This is a genomic window from Solwaraspora sp. WMMA2080 (genome assembly GCF_027497395.1).
Taxonomy (GTDB): domain Bacteria; phylum Actinomycetota; class Actinomycetes; order Mycobacteriales; family Micromonosporaceae; genus Micromonospora_E.
This window is the reverse complement of record NZ_CP114910.1, coordinates 3,702,399-3,719,209: the sequence shown is the minus strand read 5'-3', so window position 1 is coordinate 3,719,209 and position 16,811 is coordinate 3,702,399. Positions and strand designations below refer to the sequence as shown.

At 68.6% G+C, this 16,811-nt stretch carries 11 protein-coding genes and 1 tRNA gene; 9 read left to right on the top strand and 3 right to left on the bottom strand.

Annotation, left to right across the window (positions count from 1 at the left end):
- Window positions 1-41 precede the first annotated feature (41 nt).
- Window positions 42-1,877 carry a right-handed parallel beta-helix repeat-containing protein gene (locus tag O7543_RS16975; protein ID WP_281552931.1) on the top strand — a complete coding sequence of 612 codons (1,836 nt, stop codon included), beginning with the start codon at window positions 42-44 and terminating at the stop codon, window positions 1,875-1,877.
- A gap of 123 nt (window positions 1,878-2,000) precedes the next feature.
- Here O7543_RS16975 and ugpC read toward each other — a convergent pair whose 3' ends face one another.
- Window positions 2,001-3,092, bottom strand: coding sequence for a sn-glycerol-3-phosphate ABC transporter ATP-binding protein UgpC (ugpC, locus tag O7543_RS16970; RefSeq protein ID WP_278171834.1), 1,092 nt, complete (start codon window positions 3,090-3,092; stop codon window positions 2,001-2,003).
- Window positions 3,093-3,454: 362 nt separating this feature from the next.
- On the opposite strand from ugpC, the gene O7543_RS16965 reads away from it, so the two are divergent.
- The 3 genes from O7543_RS16965 to O7543_RS16955 all read left to right on the top strand — a co-directional run bounded on the left by O7543_RS16965 (window position 3,455) and on the right by O7543_RS16955 (window position 6,021).
- Window positions 3,455-3,531: transfer RNA gene (locus tag O7543_RS16965), tRNA-Thr, on the top strand.
- 540 nt (window positions 3,532-4,071) lie between these two features.
- Entirely contained in the window at window positions 4,072-4,815 is a 744-nt protein-coding gene (locus tag O7543_RS16960) for a hypothetical protein (RefSeq protein WP_281552932.1), read from the top strand.
- Window positions 4,816-5,325: 510 nt separating this feature from the next.
- Complete coding sequence (locus O7543_RS16955; RefSeq protein ID WP_281552933.1) at window positions 5,326-6,021, top strand: hypothetical protein; 696 nt, start codon at window positions 5,326-5,328, stop codon at window positions 6,019-6,021.
- A gap of 36 nt (window positions 6,022-6,057) precedes the next feature.
- Here O7543_RS16955 and O7543_RS16950 read toward each other — a convergent pair whose 3' ends face one another.
- Complete coding sequence (locus tag O7543_RS16950) at window positions 6,058-7,626, bottom strand: FAD-dependent oxidoreductase (RefSeq protein ID WP_281552934.1); 1,569 nt, start codon at window positions 7,624-7,626, stop codon at window positions 6,058-6,060.
- Window positions 7,627-7,747: 121 nt separating this feature from the next.
- On the opposite strand from O7543_RS16950, the gene O7543_RS16945 reads away from it, so the two are divergent.
- Window positions 7,748-9,499: an NAD-binding protein gene (locus tag O7543_RS16945; RefSeq protein WP_281552935.1), complete on the top strand. Its 1,752-nt coding sequence runs from the start codon at window positions 7,748-7,750 to the stop codon at window positions 9,497-9,499.
- Between the two features lie 47 nt (window positions 9,500-9,546).
- On the opposite strand, the gene O7543_RS16940 is transcribed toward O7543_RS16945, so the two are convergent.
- Window positions 9,547-10,767, bottom strand: a complete 1,221-nt coding sequence (locus tag O7543_RS16940) for a DUF4032 domain-containing protein (RefSeq protein ID WP_281552936.1) — start codon at window positions 10,765-10,767, stop codon at window positions 9,547-9,549.
- A gap of 150 nt (window positions 10,768-10,917) precedes the next feature.
- Here O7543_RS16940 and O7543_RS16935 point away from each other — a divergent pair, with 150 nt between their 5' ends.
- From O7543_RS16935 to O7543_RS16920, 4 genes are all read left to right on the top strand, one after another.
- Window positions 10,918-11,688 carry a phosphatase PAP2 family protein gene (locus tag O7543_RS16935; RefSeq protein WP_281552937.1) on the top strand — a complete coding sequence of 257 codons (771 nt, stop codon included), beginning with the start codon at window positions 10,918-10,920 and terminating at the stop codon, window positions 11,686-11,688.
- A gap of 551 nt (window positions 11,689-12,239) precedes the next feature.
- Window positions 12,240-12,791 carry an HD domain-containing protein gene (locus O7543_RS16930; protein ID WP_281552938.1) on the top strand — a complete coding sequence of 184 codons (552 nt, stop codon included), beginning with the start codon at window positions 12,240-12,242 and terminating at the stop codon, window positions 12,789-12,791.
- A 733-nt stretch (window positions 12,792-13,524) separates the two neighbouring features.
- Window positions 13,525-14,316 (top strand): nucleotidyltransferase domain-containing protein, encoded by a 792-nt coding sequence (locus O7543_RS16925; RefSeq protein WP_281552939.1) that lies wholly within the window; start codon window positions 13,525-13,527, stop codon window positions 14,314-14,316.
- A gap of 340 nt (window positions 14,317-14,656) precedes the next feature.
- Window positions 14,657-16,045: an IS1380 family transposase gene (locus tag O7543_RS16920; RefSeq protein ID WP_281550639.1), complete on the top strand. Its 1,389-nt coding sequence runs from the start codon at window positions 14,657-14,659 to the stop codon at window positions 16,043-16,045.
- Window positions 16,046-16,811: the final 766 nt, after the last annotated feature.

Here is a 16,811-nt window from a genome sequence, read left to right as displayed (position 1 = left end):
TCCGCACCGCCACCGGCGCGGTGCCAACCGAAGGAGTGCACGTGCAGAGCAGCACGAGTAGACGCCGTCGTGGACTGCTGGCCACGCTCGGCGCGAGCGCGGTCACCGCGACGCTGGTCCTCGCGGCGACCAGCGGCAACGCCCACGCCGCGACGTTGTTCCAGGCCGACTTCGAAAGCGGCGGCACCAGCGGCTGGTCCAAGTCCGGCGGCAGTTGGGAGGTCGTCTCCGACGGCAGCCAGGTGCTGCGGCAGGACAACACCGGCAGCAACCTGGCCCGGTTCTTCGCCGGCAGCACCAGTTGGACCGACTACCAACTGCAGGCCCGGGTCAAGCCGTTGTCGTTCAACGGATCCGACCGGTTCGTCGGCATCGCCTCCCGGGTCACCAGCAACACCAGGATGTACCGGTTGGCGCTGACCAGCAACAACCGCGCCGAGCTGCAGCTGGTCAACGGCAGCCAGATCACTGTGCTCGGCTCGGCGGCGCTGAGCGTGGCCACCGGCACCTGGTACACCCTGCGGATCGAGTCGAGCGGTAGCACCGTCCGCGGCTACGTCGACGGCAGCCAGATCGGCTCCGGCAGCGACGACTCATACGACTCCGGCCGGATAGCCCTGGTCACCGGCTACGCCGGGGCCAGCTACGACGACGTCAGGGTGGACACTCTCGGTTCCGTACCGGAACCGACGACCCCCGCGCCGACCACCGCACCCCCGACCAGCCCGCCGCCGACCACCGCACCACCGACGAGCCCGCCGCCGACCACCGCGCCACCGACCAGCCCGCCGCCGTCCGGTGACACCCTGTACGTTGCACCGAACGGTAGCGACAGTGCGTCCGGGACGGTGTCCAACCCGACGACGCTCACCTCGGCGATCACCCGGATCGCACCCGGCGGCACGATCTACCTGCGTGGCGGCACCTACCGATACTCGCAGACCATCACCATCGCTCAGGGCAACAGCGGTACGTCCAGTGCCCGTAAGAACCTGTACGCCTACCCGGGCGAGACGCCGATCCTGAACTTCTCGGCACAGAGCGAGGACTCGGCCAACCGCGGGCTGGCGATCGGCGGGTCCTACTGGCACGTCTACGGCATCATCGTCGAACGGGCCGGCGACAACGGGATCCTGCTCGCTGGCAACCACAACATCATCGAACGGGTGGTCACCCGGCACAACCGGGACACCGGCCTGCAGCTGTCGCGGCTCATCGCCGGAGCACCGCGCGACCAGTGGCCGTCCAACAACCTGGTGTTGAGCTCGGTGTCGCACGACAATGTCGACTCCGACGGTGAGGACGCCGACGGATTCGCCCCGAAGCTCACCGTCGGTTCCGGCAACGTCTTCCGCTACACCGTGGCGCACAACAATATCGACGACGGCTACGACCTGTACACCAAGAGCGACACCGGGCCGATCGGCGCGGTGACGATCGAGCACTCCCTGGCGTACGACAACGGCACGCTCAGCAACGGTGGTCAGGCCGGCAACGGCGACCGCAACGGCTACAAACTCGGCGGCGAGGACATCGGCGTCCACCACACCATCCGGAGCAACATCGCGTACCGCAACGGCAAGCACGGGTTCACGTACAACCGCAACCTCGGCACGATGACGGTGTCGAACAACGTCAGCATCGGCAACGAGGAACGCAACTTCAACTTCGACGGCGGCAGCTCGGTGTTCCGCGGCAACACGTCGTGTGACAGCGGCTCGAACGACCGGATCATCGGCAACTCAGACAGCTCGAACCAGTTCTGGTCCGGCTCGAACGGCTCCCGGTGCTCGACGTACTCGGGCTCGTTGGGCTGGTCGTTCGCCTCGGACGGTCGTCTCGTGGTCACCTTCGGGGGACGGGTCGTTACACCGTGACCGGCTTCGTCCACTGACCAGGACCGTCCACCAGAAAGCGGTGCGGCCGGTCTTCCCGGTAGGGAAGACCGGCCGCACGCGACGAGCCAAATGTCGTGACTCGCCAGCCGGGGCGGCGGTCGGTCAGAGCCGTTGGCCGTTGGCGGCGTGGAACGCGTGGTGCTGGCCCGGACGGGGGCGGACGAACACGGTGTCGTTCATCCGCGGCATGTGCCGGCGGTCGGTCCGCACCACGAACCGCTCCGAACTGCCGTCGAGCGTCGCATAGCCGTAGACGTTGGCGTCCGAGCCGAGGTCCTCGACCAGCTCGACCGACATCGGCATGCCGCCCTCGGAGGCGCCGACCAGGTCGCAGTCCTCGGGACGGAACCCGACGGTGACCTTGTTGCCGCCGCCGTTGGCCTTGGCCGCCTCGACCTGCTCGCGGCTCAGCTCGACGACCAGGTCGGCGAAGACGGCACCCTGCTCGGTCAGCGGGACGGTCTTGATGTTCATGGCGGGGGAGCCCATGAAGCCGGCGACGAAGACGTTCGCCGGTACGTCGTACAGGTTCCGCGGGGTGTCGACCTGCTGCAGCACGCCGTCGAGCAGCACCGCCACCCGGTGGCCCATCGTCATCGCCTCGACCTGGTCGTGGGTGACGTAGACGGTGGTGACCCCCAGCTTGGCCTGCAGCGAGGCGATCTGGGTACGGGTCTGCACCCGCAGCTTCGCGTCGAGGTTCGACAGCGGCTCGTCCATCAGGAAGACCTGCGGCTCCCGGACGATCGCCCGACCCATCGCGACCCGCTGGCGCTGACCACCGGAGAGCGCCTTCGGCTTGCGGTTGAGGTACTCCTCCAGCTGCAGCAGAGCGGCGGCTTCCTTGACCCGGCGGTCGATCTCCGACTTCGAGGTCCGGCGCAGCTTCAGCGCGAAGGCCATGTTCTCGTACACCGTCATGTGCGGGTAGAGCGCGTAGTTCTGGAAGACCATCGCGATGTCGCGGGCCTTGGGCGGCAGGTGGGTGACGTCGCGGTCGTCGATGAGGATGCGGCCCTCGTCGACGTCCTCCAAACCGGCGAGCATCCGCAGGCTGGTGGACTTACCGCAACCGGAGGGGCCGACCAGCACGAGGAATTCGCCGTCGCCGATCTCGAGGTCGAGCTTGTTGACAGCGGGTCGCTCGGTGCCCGCGTAGATGCGGGACGCCTGGTCGTAGGTGACCGTAGCCATGGTCAGTGCTTCCTTTCACCGGCAGGAACGTGCCGGACGATCCGAGTGAAGGAGCGACCGGCGCTCTGAGCGCCGGCCCACGCGTACTCGCAGCCGCCAGGGCGACGTGTCGCACGTGTCACGCCACGGTAAACGGGATTTGCCTGGCTGCCAAGACCGGGACGGCCCGCAACTACCTCGGATAACCGACCAAAACGGACACCGGGGTGGGGTAGGCCACTGTTCGCCGTCCTCCGTCGGGGCTTCACGCCGGGTCCCGACACGGTGAACGCCGTACGCAGAACGGAAAAGATCGATCGGACAGACCGGCCGATGCGGCGGTATCGCCACGTCAGTGGCTATGCTGACGCTGAACGAACGCTGCCCCTGTAGCTCAGTTGGCCAGAGCACTCGCCTTGTAAGCGAGATGTCGCCGGTTCGAGCCCGGCCGGGGGCTCCAGCACCGCCGCGCAGGTCCCGCCGTGCGACGCACGGCGGGACGCTGTGGCAGCAACCGTGACAGCCGTGCTGGGCACGTACGGCGGGCGCAGCCGGTTACCTCGCCAGACTTGAGCAGACCCTGTGCGTCCCTGCCGGGCCGCTGCGCGGCATCGATTGAGACCAACGTTCCGTCACATCAGTGACGACGCGGCGTTTCCCTCCGAGCGACTGGCTGAGCTCGTCCATGACGTCATCTACGAGATCACCGCCCCGCACGAAGATCCGGTTCTGAGTCTCCACCAACCAGGATCCATAAAGTCAACAGCATTGCCCTGATCTACACCAGACATACCGACCGTGATCACATCGCGATATCCCGCGCCTGGCCGATCTTTGAAACGACCGCGCCAGTCGCTGTGGCCGGAGGGAGGGCGGTCGGGTTCCCGACTCTTCGTATCCGGAGCCGGGTGCGCGGCGTCTAGTATATGGTCCCGCAGCGCCGCTGGACCCGAGCCCGCCAGAATCGGCGGTTCGCCGCTACCCCACAAGGAGTTCATCGATGGCACAACCACGAGTTCCGCAACGCGACTGGAAAAGCGTCTGGGGACCGACAATCAAGAAATTGATCGAAGGAAACGAGGTACTCGGCCCAAAGAACAATTTGATGAAGGATCACCTGAAGGACGAGGCCATGTCCAACCTGGCGATGAGTCTGGTTGACACGCTGATTGACAACGGCCAGCCGGCCATGGCCGCTCAAGACGTGCTCGACAAGATGCGGCGAATGCTGCCCGTGATCAACCAGCAAACGATGAAGGCTCGCCCACTGCCGGCGACCAAGTTCCCTACGAACACCTACAAGCAGCTGTTAGAGCTGGTCAGCGCCAAGATGATGTGGGAAAAGGGTACTACCTGGATCGAACCCGGTGGCCAGAAAGGGGGAAGCGACCTCAAGCCGGACTACAGCGTCGAGGGGAAGCAGGAGAAGGATGCGGCAGGCGATCATGTAGTGATACAGAACGCCGTTGACGGAGATGCCCTCATCGAGCGGATCGCCAGTGACCTGTCGAATAAGCTGACCAAGTACAAGGACATCCCGGCGGTCTTCGTGGTCATCCATGTCACCGAGTGTCCAGCTTTCGGCACACTGAAGGCTCAGGATTACAACAGCTGGTTCAAGCTCGTGGCCACTGCTGTTGACAGCATTAAAGGGAAGGACGTTCTCGGAAATTTCTCCCGCCTGGTGATCATTGCTGGAAACGAGCCGCACATCTTCCCCCGGGACAGGTTCGGCCTCAAGTAGGGCGGCCGTACTTCGCGACCTGACCCAGAGCTGAAGCAAAGCCAGGCAGCCACGGCATGGGTGACGCTGCCGACTGTCACGTTCCGTTCTGTGGGAGCCCGGGGGTGGGATCCCCTCGGGTCACCCTGCTCTCCTGGCCCACGCCGCTAGCCTCGGCGTTACATTCAATCGGTCGATGTGTGACATGCTCTCGTGGCTGATGTGATCATGGATCGTTATCGCTCTCCGGCCGAAGGCTTCAGGCTCCACCGCCACCCGACCACAGAAAATGACGTTGCGTATCGGTAACGACTACAGCTGGCGGCTGAGGGTCGGTGCCGGCCGTCGTGGCGTGGCTCCTGCCCGGGTAACGGTTCGGTGGTGATTCCACCCCGTCGGTTCCTGTCGGGCGACTCAGTTGTCGCCGCCCACCGTTACGATCGGCCGGCCCCGCGTACAGCGGGTTGCCAGCAAGCTCCGAGCCGCCTGCCGGTCAGGAGTCACGGGGCCCTCATCAGAAGTAGGTAGAACATGTCTGACCCCTCTCAGCCGCAGTACCCGGGCGCGCAGCCGGTGCCGCCGGCTGGAGCCGCTCCCGGGCCGGCCTACGCCGGCCAGCCCGGCGTTCCGATGGCCCCGCCGCCCAAGAAGTCCAAGGCCGGCCGGATCATCCTGATCGTGATCGCCGCCGTGCTGGTGCTCTGCCTCGGCGGGGCGGCTGTCACCTTCTTCCTCGTCCGGGACACCGTCGGTGAGGTCATCGAAGCGACCCAGACCCGGCTGGTCACCCCGGACACCCTCGCCGGCCGCGAGCTGAACACCGACCCGACCTTCCAGGGCCTCGCCGAGGAGGTCGCCACCGGGCTGGCCGCCGACGTGCCCGAGTCGACCAGCAGCATCGGTGCCTTCTACGGCGACATCGAGCAGGAGAACCTGGTCATGATCGCCGGTGTATCCGGAGTGATGGCCGACCCGGACCAGGAGCTGGCCGACGCCACCGAAGGCGACGCCACCGGGCTCGGGATGACCGACGTCACCGACGTCGACGCCGGTCCGAAGGGCGGGTCGGCGCGGTGCGGCGACGCCGACCTGGAAGGCATCCCCGGCGGGGTCTGCGTCTGGGCCAGCCGCGGCGCGCTGGTGATGTACGTGTTCTACTTCAGCACCGGCGAGGAAGCCGCCGGCTCGCTCGTCGAGATCCGCGACGCGGTCGAGCAGACCAGCTGACGGACAACTGACCGACGTCGGTCCGCCGCACTACCACTACTGCGGCGGGCCGACGTCGGCCGACGTTGACGGGTGTCGCTCCCGCGCCAACAGCCCGTAGCGCCGAATTGTCCGCAGCGGCTCGGTGGCCGCGCCCTCCCGACGCAGGATGTGGTTCGCGGCCAGGATCCCGGTCACCGCAGCCCGTTCCATCAGAGCGCTCGGCAGATCAGTGTCGATCCCGTCGCCGGCCAGGAACAACCCGTCCGCGTCGGTGACCACGCCGGGCCGCCCCGCCGCCGCCCCGGGCGGAAACGCCGGGGCCTGCGCCTCGACCCGCGCCCGTGACTCCAGTACCGGCAGGTCGGCCACCTCCGGCCACAGCGCCGCCAGCTCGGCACGCATCCGGTCGGCCAGCGACTCGGCCGGCACCTGCTCCGGGCAGGCGTACGCGTGGAGTTCGAGCACCGCGCCCCGGCTGCGCTGCGCCCACTGCCGCGCCTGACGCTCCAGCCGGTGGTAGAGGGTGACCGAGTCCAGGGTCGGCTGGCGGGAGACGCCGCTGAACACCGGCCGGTCTGGGGCGACATCGCCGCTCAACCAGAGCCGGGCCACCGCGTACGGAGGAGCGTCGACCAGCGAGCCGACCCGCTCGGCCAACGTCGGCGCGGCCTCGGCCAGCCGGGGCGAGTCAGCCAGCAGCGTGCGCAACGCCGGCGGGTCAACGGCCAGCACCACGTACCGGGCGGTGTGCGCGGCTCCGGAGGCGGACCGCACCTGCCACCCGTTGGCCCGCCGGGGGATGACGGTGTGCACCACGTCGCCGGTGACCACCCGGCCACCGTGCCGGCGCAGATGTTCGTGCAGCGGTTGCCAGATCGCGGCGTCGTAGTCCTGCTCCGGTGCGTCGAAGCCGAGCCCTTCCGGGTTGCCCAGGAAGTAGAAGTGAAAGTTGGCCACCAGCTCGGCGGCGGACATCTCCCGCTCGTGGTTGAAGAACGAGTGGGAGAAGACCTCGAACAGCATGGCGCGGGCCCGGTCCGGCAGCCGCAGCGAGTCCAGCAGCTCGGCGGCGGACCGGTGGTCGAGCTCGGCGTACGTCCGGTCCGGATGGTAGGCCAGCAGCGGCATCGCCGCCCGACGGTCCATCTCGCGTAGTTCGCGCAGCCGCAGACTCGGGCTGCGCAGCAGCAGCGCGAGCAGGTTCAGCGGCGGTGTGGTCGGCAACCGGCCGAACTCCTCCGGCGGCCACTGCGCCGACCACACCGGATAGCCGTCGACCGGGCGCAGCATGCCGAGTGTCGGGTCGGCCCGGCGCAGGATCGCCCGCCAGTTGTAGTACTGGCGGAAGAACGCGTGGAAACCGTGGTCGACCGGCTGAACCGTACCGTCGGTCAGCGTCTCCGGCCAGGCGGCCAGCCGTCCGCCGAGCTGGGCGGCGCCTTCCAGCACGGTGACCCGTACGCCGCGTTCGGCGAGGACGATCGCCGCGCACATGCCGGCGATGCCGCCGCCGACGACCAGCGCGTCGGTGCCTGCGGCCACCCGGTCGGTGCCGGCCGGATCCGCTCGGACCAGCTCGGACCGTACGCCGAAGAGCCGGCCGACCGTTCGGGACAGTCCCAAGAGTTCGTCCTCCCCTTTGCGGTGATGGGCCGGATGCCGGGTCCAGTGTGCCGGTCCGGTCCCGCCGGGAGGCGACTTTGCGGTCACCCCGCGCGTGCCGTCGGTGGCTACCATCCGGACCATGGCTGTCGACCCGTGGCGTGACCGCGCCCGCCGCGCCGTCGGCGGTCGGCTGCGCAGCAACGGCGACAACCAGCCGCACTACGTCGTCTGCGGACACGACCCGCTGGCCTATCGGCTGGTCGGCGAGCTGGTAGCGGCGGCCGCCACAGTGACGGTCATCGTGCCGACCCGGCCCCGACCGGACGGTCCGGACATGCGGTCGATCAAAGGCATCCGGCTGCTGCGGGCCGACCGGCTGACCGAGCAGACGTTCCGCAGCGCCGGGCTGGCCGGCGCGCGCGGCCTGGCGCTGCTCAACCAGGACGACGTCGGCAACATCAACGCCGCGCTGTGCGCCCAGGAGGTCGAGCCAGACCTGCGGGTGGTGATGCGGATGTTCAACACCCGGCTGGGCAGCCGGGTGAAGCGGCTGTTCGTCGACTGCGAGGTGTTGTCCGACGCGTCGATGGCGGCACCCGCCTTTGTCGCGGCCGCCCTCGGGGTGGTTTCGCCGACCCACTTCCGCCACGGCGGCCGGACGCTGCACGTGGCGCAGCGCGACGAGGTCCGCCCCGAGCACGTCATCTGCGGGCTGGCCGACCTGAGCGACGCCGGCCGCCCCCGGGTGCTGCCGGCCGACCAGCACACCGCCGATCTGGTGCTGGCCGAGGCTGCCGGCAGCCAGCTGGCGCCGGTCCGGGCGGCCCGGCGGATCATCCGCGCCCGCCAGCGCGCCCGGCTGTGGCGGGATCCGGTGCGGGCGTTGCGGTCCTTCGCCACCCGCAAGATCGGGATGGCCACGCTCGGCGTACTGGCGGTGGTGGTGGTCTTCGGCATGCTGCTGTCACGTGCCGAGGGGGTGAGCGTCGCCGAGGCGGTCTACCTGACCGTGGTGATGACGCTCAGCGGAGCCGATCCGGACCTGGGCAAGTCGGCAGCCGTACAGGTGATGCAGGTGGTGCTCAGCCTGGCCGGGCTGGCGTTGATCCCGCTGCTCACCGCCGCCGTGGTGGACGGTCTGGTGAACGCCCGGCTGGCGATAGCCGACCGGCAGACCCGGCCGGAGCGGGCTGGGCACGTGGTGGTCGTCGGGCTCGGCAACGTCGGCACCCGGGTGATGTGGCAGCTGCACGACCTCGGCGTCGAGGTGGTCGGGGTCGACAAGGACCCGGACGCGCGGGGCGTGCCGGTCGCGCGGGAGCTGGACATACCGTTGATCATCGGCGACGGCTCCCAGGAGGAGACGCTGCGCGCCGCCTCGGTGGCGACCTGCCGGGCGCTGGTGATCGTCTCCACCGACGACGTGACGAACCTGCAGGCGGCGCTGTACGCCCGGGAGATCCACAGCGACGTGCACGTCGTGCTGCGGCTGTTCGACGGCGATTTCGCCAGCCGGATCCAGCGCACCTTCAACATTGGTATCTCGCGCAGCGTGTCGTACCTGGCGGCGCCGGCGTTCGCCGCCGCGCTGATGGACCGGGAGGTGATCGCCACCATTCCGGTGGCCCGGCACGTGCTGCTGGTCGCCGAGGTGATCGTCGCCGCCGGGTCGGCGCTGGACGGCGGGTCGCTCGCCGCCGCCGGCGACAATCCGGGCGTACGGGTGATTGCGTTCGCGCAGTTCGGCGAGCCTGGTCCGGTGTGGCTGCCGGCGTCGGGTTTCCGGCTGCGGGCCCGGGACCGGATCACCGTGGTGGCCCGCCGGTCCGGGCTGAGTTGGCTGCTCAAGCAGGCCTCGGAGCCGGTCGACGAGGCCGAGCCGGCGACCTGAACCGGGTCGGCGATCCGGGCCTACCCGCTGGATCCCGGCCGGGCCGGTCAGGCGACCGGCACCTCGGCGCCGAGTACCGCCTGCTCGTCGGGGTAGTGCACCAGCACGTCCGCCAGGAACGACTGGACCGCCGGGGCCAGCCCGACGTCCCGGCCGGCCTCCTCGGACAGCCGCCACCGGTGTTCGATGACCTGGGCGAACAGCTCCGACGGCTCGACCTTGCGGCGTAGGTGGGCCGGGACCGCCCGGACCACCGGCTCGAAAACCTCGGTCAGCCAGCGGTGCGCCGCCTGCTGCTCGTCGGTCAGGTCGCTCTCCGCCCGGTGCGCATCGAGGTCGTTGAGCAGCCGGCGGGCCTGGTTCTCCTCGGCGTCGAGGCCGGTCAGCCGCAGCAGCCGCCGACTGTGGTAGCCGGCGTCGACCACCTTTGGCCGGACCAGGTAGGAGCCGCGGTCGACGACCGACATCGCCACCTCGGCGACGTCGAAGCCGAGCTCGTTGAGCCGTCGGATCCGCCGTTCGATGTCGTGCCGGGACTCCCGTTCGATGTGCTGCTCGTAGGTGATCTCATGCCACAGCCGTTCGTAGCGGGCGACGACCTCGTCGGCGACCGTCTCCGGGTCGATCGACTCGTGCAGCAGGCCGGCGGCCTGCAGGTCGAGGGCCTCACCGAAGATGTTCACCCGGGCGATCTCCAGGTCCTCGCCGCGTTGCCCGTTGGACAGGCCCGGCCGCAGTGCGCCGGTCTCGGCGTCGACCAGGTACGCGGCGAACGCACCGGCGTCGCGGCGGAACAGCGTGTTGGACAGTGAGCAGTCACCCCAGAAAAAGCCGGTCAGGTGCATCCTGACGATCAGCGCGGCGAGCGCGTCGAGCAGTCGGGCCAGGGTCTCCGGGCGCAGCTGGTTGGAGAACAGCGCCCGGTACGGCAGCGAGAACTGCAGATGCCGGGTGATCAGCACCGGGTCGAGCGGTTCGCCGTCGGCGTCGGTGCGGTCGGCGACGATCGCCACCGCTTCGACGGCCGGGAAGTCGATGCGCTCCAGGGCGCGCAGCAGGTCGTACTCGCGTTCGGCGACCCGTTCGCCGGTCTCCTTCACGGCGTAGACGGTGCCGGCGAGTTTGACGAACCGGACGACGTGCCGGGAGATGCCCTGCGGCAGCGCCACCAGGTGGTCGGCAGGCCACTGCTCCAGCGGTGTCGACCAGGGCAGGTCGAGCAGCGCCGGGTCCACAAGGGCCGAGGTGATCCGCACGGGATCAAGCATGACGGGTACGACGCCCGGATGCCGCCTGCCGTGGCTCGGCTAACACTGTTGATTTGATCCATATTCAGCGTCTTCGTGGTGGTCCCGCCGTCAAGCTGTCGCCGCACCGACACGACATCGTCACCGCACCGGTTCGGTAACCTGGCCGGCGTGCCCGAGCCGACCGCTACCCGCCCGTCCGCGCCGCCGGCCGACGCGCCGCGGCGACCCGGGCCGACGCCGGCCGGCTGGTGGTTCGACGCGGTGCTGCTGGCCGCGCTGGCCGGGCTGACCGGGGCGCTCGCCGCCGGGGTGTTCCTCGACACCGACCTGGCGGTACGCGACTGGGTCGACGCGCACCGGCCGCCGGTGGCCTACTGGGTGGCCCGGGTGCTCAACTTCTTCGGCCAGGGCGGCTGGCTGCTGATCCCGGTCTCCACCGTGCTGGCGCTCTGGCTGGCCCGGCGGGTCCGTTCGGTGCGTCCGCTGCTGCCGGTGCTCGGCGCGGTGGTGGCGACCTACCTCAGCGTCGGCGCGATGAAGGTGCTGCTGCCCCGGGGCTATCCGCACGACTTCGACGACCCGTTCCCGGAGCGGTTGTTCACCGAGGCGACCCCGGCGATGGCGTACCCGTCCGGGCACGTGACCAACGCGATCGTCTGGTACGCGGTGATCGCCCTGCTGATCACCGGTCTGCTGCGGTCGTACGGCCGGCAGGTCCCGGCCCGGCGGCCGTTCCCCGGCTACCTGGCGCTGCGCTTGCTGCCGGCGACGGTCCTGTTCTGCAGCACGGTCTACCTCGGCTACCACTGGTTGACCGACTCGGTCGCCGGGCTGCTGCTCGGCTGGCTGCTGCTGCGCCTGCTGCAGCGGGTGCCGTGGGACACCGTACGGCTGCCATGGGTGCCCGGTGACCTGGACCGCCCCGCCGGGCTCTTCTAACCAGTAAACCCTCGCTGTTCGGTGCCGCGTCGAGTTGCGGGCTGCAAACCTGCCAGCTCAGCGACCCGGTCGTCAGCCCCGCCGGGACCTACGTACGCCCGTCCGGCTGGTAGGAGCCCTGTCGCCAGTTTCAGTTGCAGGTCGGACCTGGCTGCGCTAGAGTTCACTGTATATACCACCCGGTTTTCCCTAGAGGGGCCGGGTTTTTTTGATCGAGGCAGCAGGCGACTTGGCACCTCCATACCGGGTTTCCGGGTAGCCCGCTGCGGAGGACGAGCCAAGATCACCGTCTCGGGGTCTCCCTCTCTGCACCGCGAGAAGCGATAGGGGCATCCACCCCTCGGCCACGCCGCGCCCCGGCCGGCTGCCGGCCCCAACACCACACATTCCGCAACGCTGACGGTCGGCGGCGGCCCGGTTGGTGTCCGCTGTCCGCGCCAGCCGCCGGGCGTGTTGCGTGGCCGGAGCGGAGCGGCAGCGGACTGCAGGCCGAGCGCCCAGGCGGCGGCGCGTGCGGCCCGCTTCGCTAGGGACGCCGTACGCTCTCGGGTATGTCGGGGCTGGTGGCGCGAGCGGCTGAGCTTGCCGAGGAACAGTTAGCTGCTGCTCTGCCTCGGCGTTGGCGTCATGTGCAGGCCGTTGCCAGGAAGGCCGGCGAGGTCAGTCACGTCCTGGACCCGACGGACGCTGAGGTTCTCGTCGCTGCCGCGTGGCTGCACGATGTCGGGTACGCACCCGGGGTGGCCGATACCGGCCTGCACGCTCTTGACGGCGGGCGGTGGCTACGTCGTGTCGGGGTATCCGACCGCGTGGCCGCTCTGGTGGCTCACCACTCGTGCGCACTGTTCGAGGCGGAGGAACGCGGCCTCCGGGACGAGTTGGCCGCTGAGTTCCCGCAGGAACAGTCGCTGACCGCTGATGCCCTCTGGTACGCGGACATGACGACCGGCCCGGACGGACACGACGTCGCCGTTGCGGACCGGCTGGCGGAGATCGAGCAACGCTATGGCCCGGATCACCTGGTCACCAGATTCTGGGTACGGGCCAGACCGACACTGCTGGAAGCCGTCGAGCGCACCACGGGTCGGCTCGCGGTGTCCTAACCGATGTACGGCTTCGAACGCCCCTCGTAGCCGTGATCGACGCGCAGTCGCATGGAGGGATGGGTCGCTGCTGGGCCCTGGGCAAGCTCGACGGACGGCTGTCCTGACCACCGTTGCCGTCAAGGTGTCCCGCCGTGTCTGTGCTGGAGCCCCCGGCCGGGCTCGAACCGGCGACATCTCGCTTACGCGCTCTGCGCGCTTCGCCCGGCAGGGTCCGTCCGCGTCGGCGAATTCGGGTCACGGTCCGTGCCCGGCCGCCGACGGCTGTCCTTCGTCCGGGCACGTTGCTGTCACCGTTGCTGTCGAACCGACCTCCTGGTAGCGGGCTCACCGCGCTGCCTCCGCCGCTGGCGACCGGCCAAGGCAACGGAAGACGTTTACGGGCGACGGATCGGTTACCCCACGGCGGTAACAGGGCTGGTCACAGCGGCGGCTGGCCTCATTGCGGCTGTCGCGACGCTCACCGCGCCCCTCATCGCCTGACTACGTGGGGGCAGTCGGTGGCGCTCGCCTACCCCCACATCGTCGCAGCAAGACTGCTCCAACTCGCGTCCGGCGCGCCCGGCGGTTTGGGACGTGTCAACGACAGGGACGCTGCCGTACTCAAGCGGCCCTGTGGAGGAGGGCCAGCGCTTGATGTGCACCGTCAAGCACAGCCGGACGCTCGGCCATACGAGCGGAGGAAGGCGTCTGCCCGTATCAGGTTGTCGGTGCAGGTCGTTAGGCTCCTGTTATGACCCCGTCGCTCGTGCCGTTGGACCAGGCCACGACTAGTACCAGGCAACCGCCTCAGGACGTCATCGCGCGGGCCATGGCAGCGGTACGAGGGCCGTTCGTTGCTGTTGCCCTGTACGGAAGCCAGGCACGGGGCACCGCCCGGACAGACAGCGACATCGATGTCCTCCAAGTGGTGCGAACACGTCCCGGTAAGTACTCCGACGGGGACGTCAACGTGACTGCATACAACATCAACACCTTGAAGGAGATGTCAAAGCAGGGCAGCCTCTTCATGCTCCACCTGCTCACTGACGGCTACATCCTGAGCGACCCCGATGGGACACTCGGGGAGATTTTTGCCAGTTATCAGTATCCTCCGCACTTCCGGAAGGCGATTGCTGAGTTGGCTGCCGCCGGGCGGGCGCTGACCGTTACGGATGCATCGCTCCACGCGGTCGGCCTGCGAAAGCTCGGGATCTACGTCGCTAGGACGGCTTGCTACGCCGTCCTAGCCGAGAGGGGGCAGCCGGAGTTTGACCCTGACATAGTTGCTAAAACCCTGGGCATTCCTTCAATGAGCCGTGCTCTGGAAATGCGGCTCGTTCCGCCACGTCCCGATGACCTGATCGCTCTTTATCAGGCCATCAGCGACTTGCTGGGTGAACTTCCCTCGGCAAATACCACGCTGGATTCCCTCGCTGTCTCCCTGTTTCCTGAGTTTCCCTACGCCTCCACCTTGATGACACAAGTGCTCGCCGGCCCAGAAGAGGGATTCGAATACACTGCGCTGGCTGTACCGCCGATATGAACCATAAACTAATGGTGGTTGGTGATGTTCACGGCTCGTATGAGCAGCTTGCGAGACTACTCGACTCGCGGTTTTCGGCCGGGCGACGCTTGGTTTTCGTAGGCGACCTCATTGATCGTGGGCCTCGCACCTCAAATGTCCTTGATTTGGTAGCCCGCTTGGTAGCGGAGTGGCCACTTGGCGTTTCAGTTCTACGCGGCAATCATGAGCAGGCGCTCTTAGCCTCGATCCACCGATGAAGGTCGGACCGGCAGGACCCCGGCTATAGAAAGTGCCCTCTGAACTGGAAGGATAGGAGTTCTGACGCTTCTATCGCTCGGTTCGAGAGGGCACCTCGCAGGTGAGAATACGCCAGGACGCGCCGGTGGTGCGCGCGACGTTCGACGATCCGAATCTGGTGTCGTGTGCCGGTCTCGTTCCGGTGATGCGCCTGGCCGAGCAGGCCGGTCTGCATGACGCGGTCGCCGACCGGGTGCGGCTGCCGACGGACAAGGGCGCGAACCCCGCCGGGAAGGTCGCCACGGTCGTGGCGGGGATGCTCGCGGGCGCGGACAGCATCGACGACCTCGACATCGCCCGGCACGGTGGCATGCGGTCGCTGTTCGGCAGCGTGTACGCGCCGTCGACGCTCGGGTCGTTCCTGCGTACGTTCACCCACGGGCACGTACGGCAGTTACAGGCCGCCGCCCGCGACACCCTGATCGGTCTGACCGGCCGGGCACCGATCCTGACCGGCGCCGACACCCTGTGCTTCGTGGACATCGACTCCATGCTGCGGCGGGTGTACGGCAAGCAGAAGCAGGGCATCGGGTTCGGCCACGCCAAGGTCGGCGGCTACAACGTCTACCTGCGCGGCTACAACCCCCTGGTCGCGACGCTGTCCACCCCGCTGTCCGCGCCGGTGATCGCCGCCACGAGGCTGCGGTCGGGTAACGCCGGCTCGTCCCGGGGCGCCGCCACCATGATCGCCGAGGCCATCACGACCGCCCGGGCATGCGGCGCTTCGGGGGAGATCATGGTGCGAGCGGACTCGGCGTTCTACGCCAAGACGGTGATCAGCGGCTGCCGGCGTCGTGGCGTGCGGTTCTCGGTCACCTGCCGCATCGACCCGAAGATCCGCGCCGCGTGCGACGGCATCGCCGCCGACCAGTGGGTCGACATCACCTATCCGCAGGCCGTCCGGGACGAAGACGCCGGCCGGTGGATCTCCGACGCGCAGATCGCCGAAACCACGTACACCGCGTTCGCCGGCACCCGACACGAGGCGACCGCCCGGCTGATCGTGCGCCGCGTCCGCCGCGACGACCCGCAACAGATCCCCGGCCAGGACGAACTCCTACCGACCTACCGGTACCACGCCGTGTTCACCGACAGCCCGTACACCCTCGTACAGGCCGAAGCCCAGCACCGGCAACACGCGATCATCGAGCAGGTCAACGCCGACCTGATCGCCGGCCCCCTCGCCCACCTGCCCTCCGGACACTTCAGCGCCAACGACGCCTGGCTGACCTGCGCCGCGATCACGCACAACCTCACCCGCGCCGCCGGACACCTCGCCGCGGGCACCTGGTCGACCGCCAGACCCGCCACCATCCGGACCCGGATCATCACCGTCGCAGCCCGCCTCGCCCACCGGGCCCGCACCATCCACCTACACCTGCCCGAGTACTGGCCCTGGCAGGCGGCGTTCGACAACCTGTTCACCGCCGTCCAGCCGGCACCCGGCTGACCACACCCCACCAGCCGAAACCAGGCGGCCCGACCACAGGCCACAATCCCGTTCCACCCCGAACACTCACCCTCGGAGCAAGCCGATCACGTGATCGGCGACTCCCTCACGCCCGCCGCACCACCCAATACAGAAATGATCAACCAACATTCCGCGGCAACCGCGTCGGTGGATCGAGGCTGAGACGTGGACGCCTAACGTCGCCGGCGGTGCAGCTCGGATCGACTTCCTACTTCCCTCCTTCGAGCTGGCTGTCGAGATCAAGCGGGCGCGGCCAAGCATGACGGCTCGCAGTCTGGGCGACGAGCTGATTGTGGATCGGGACCGGTACAAGACAGAGCAGCGCGCCAAGCATCTAATCTGCCTTGTCTTCGACTATGACGGAATCCTACCCGGCCCCCGTGGACTAGAGGCGGACCTGAGCCGAGAATCAACGGTCGAAGGGCTGGCGGTAACGGTGAGAATCTTCGACCGCTGACTTTCTCATCCCGTCCGCCGTCGACCCGCCCTCCTGGGGAGCGGGCCTCCGCCCGGCCCGCCACGTCAAGACGGCCTTGACGGCTCGTACGGACGCTGGCGGGTCGGGCGGTGGTCTGCTCGGCTTGCCCGGGTCGATGGCGGGCGGGATGGCTCGCGCAACCACTCACGGACCGCGAGCCGCCGACGATCTTTCCCATCCCGGAGCTGACAGAGCGCCCCCGCCGGAGGCGCAGTAACCGCAACCCCCGCACGCGGCCGGCACCCTGCCGACGCGCCCGGCGTGCGC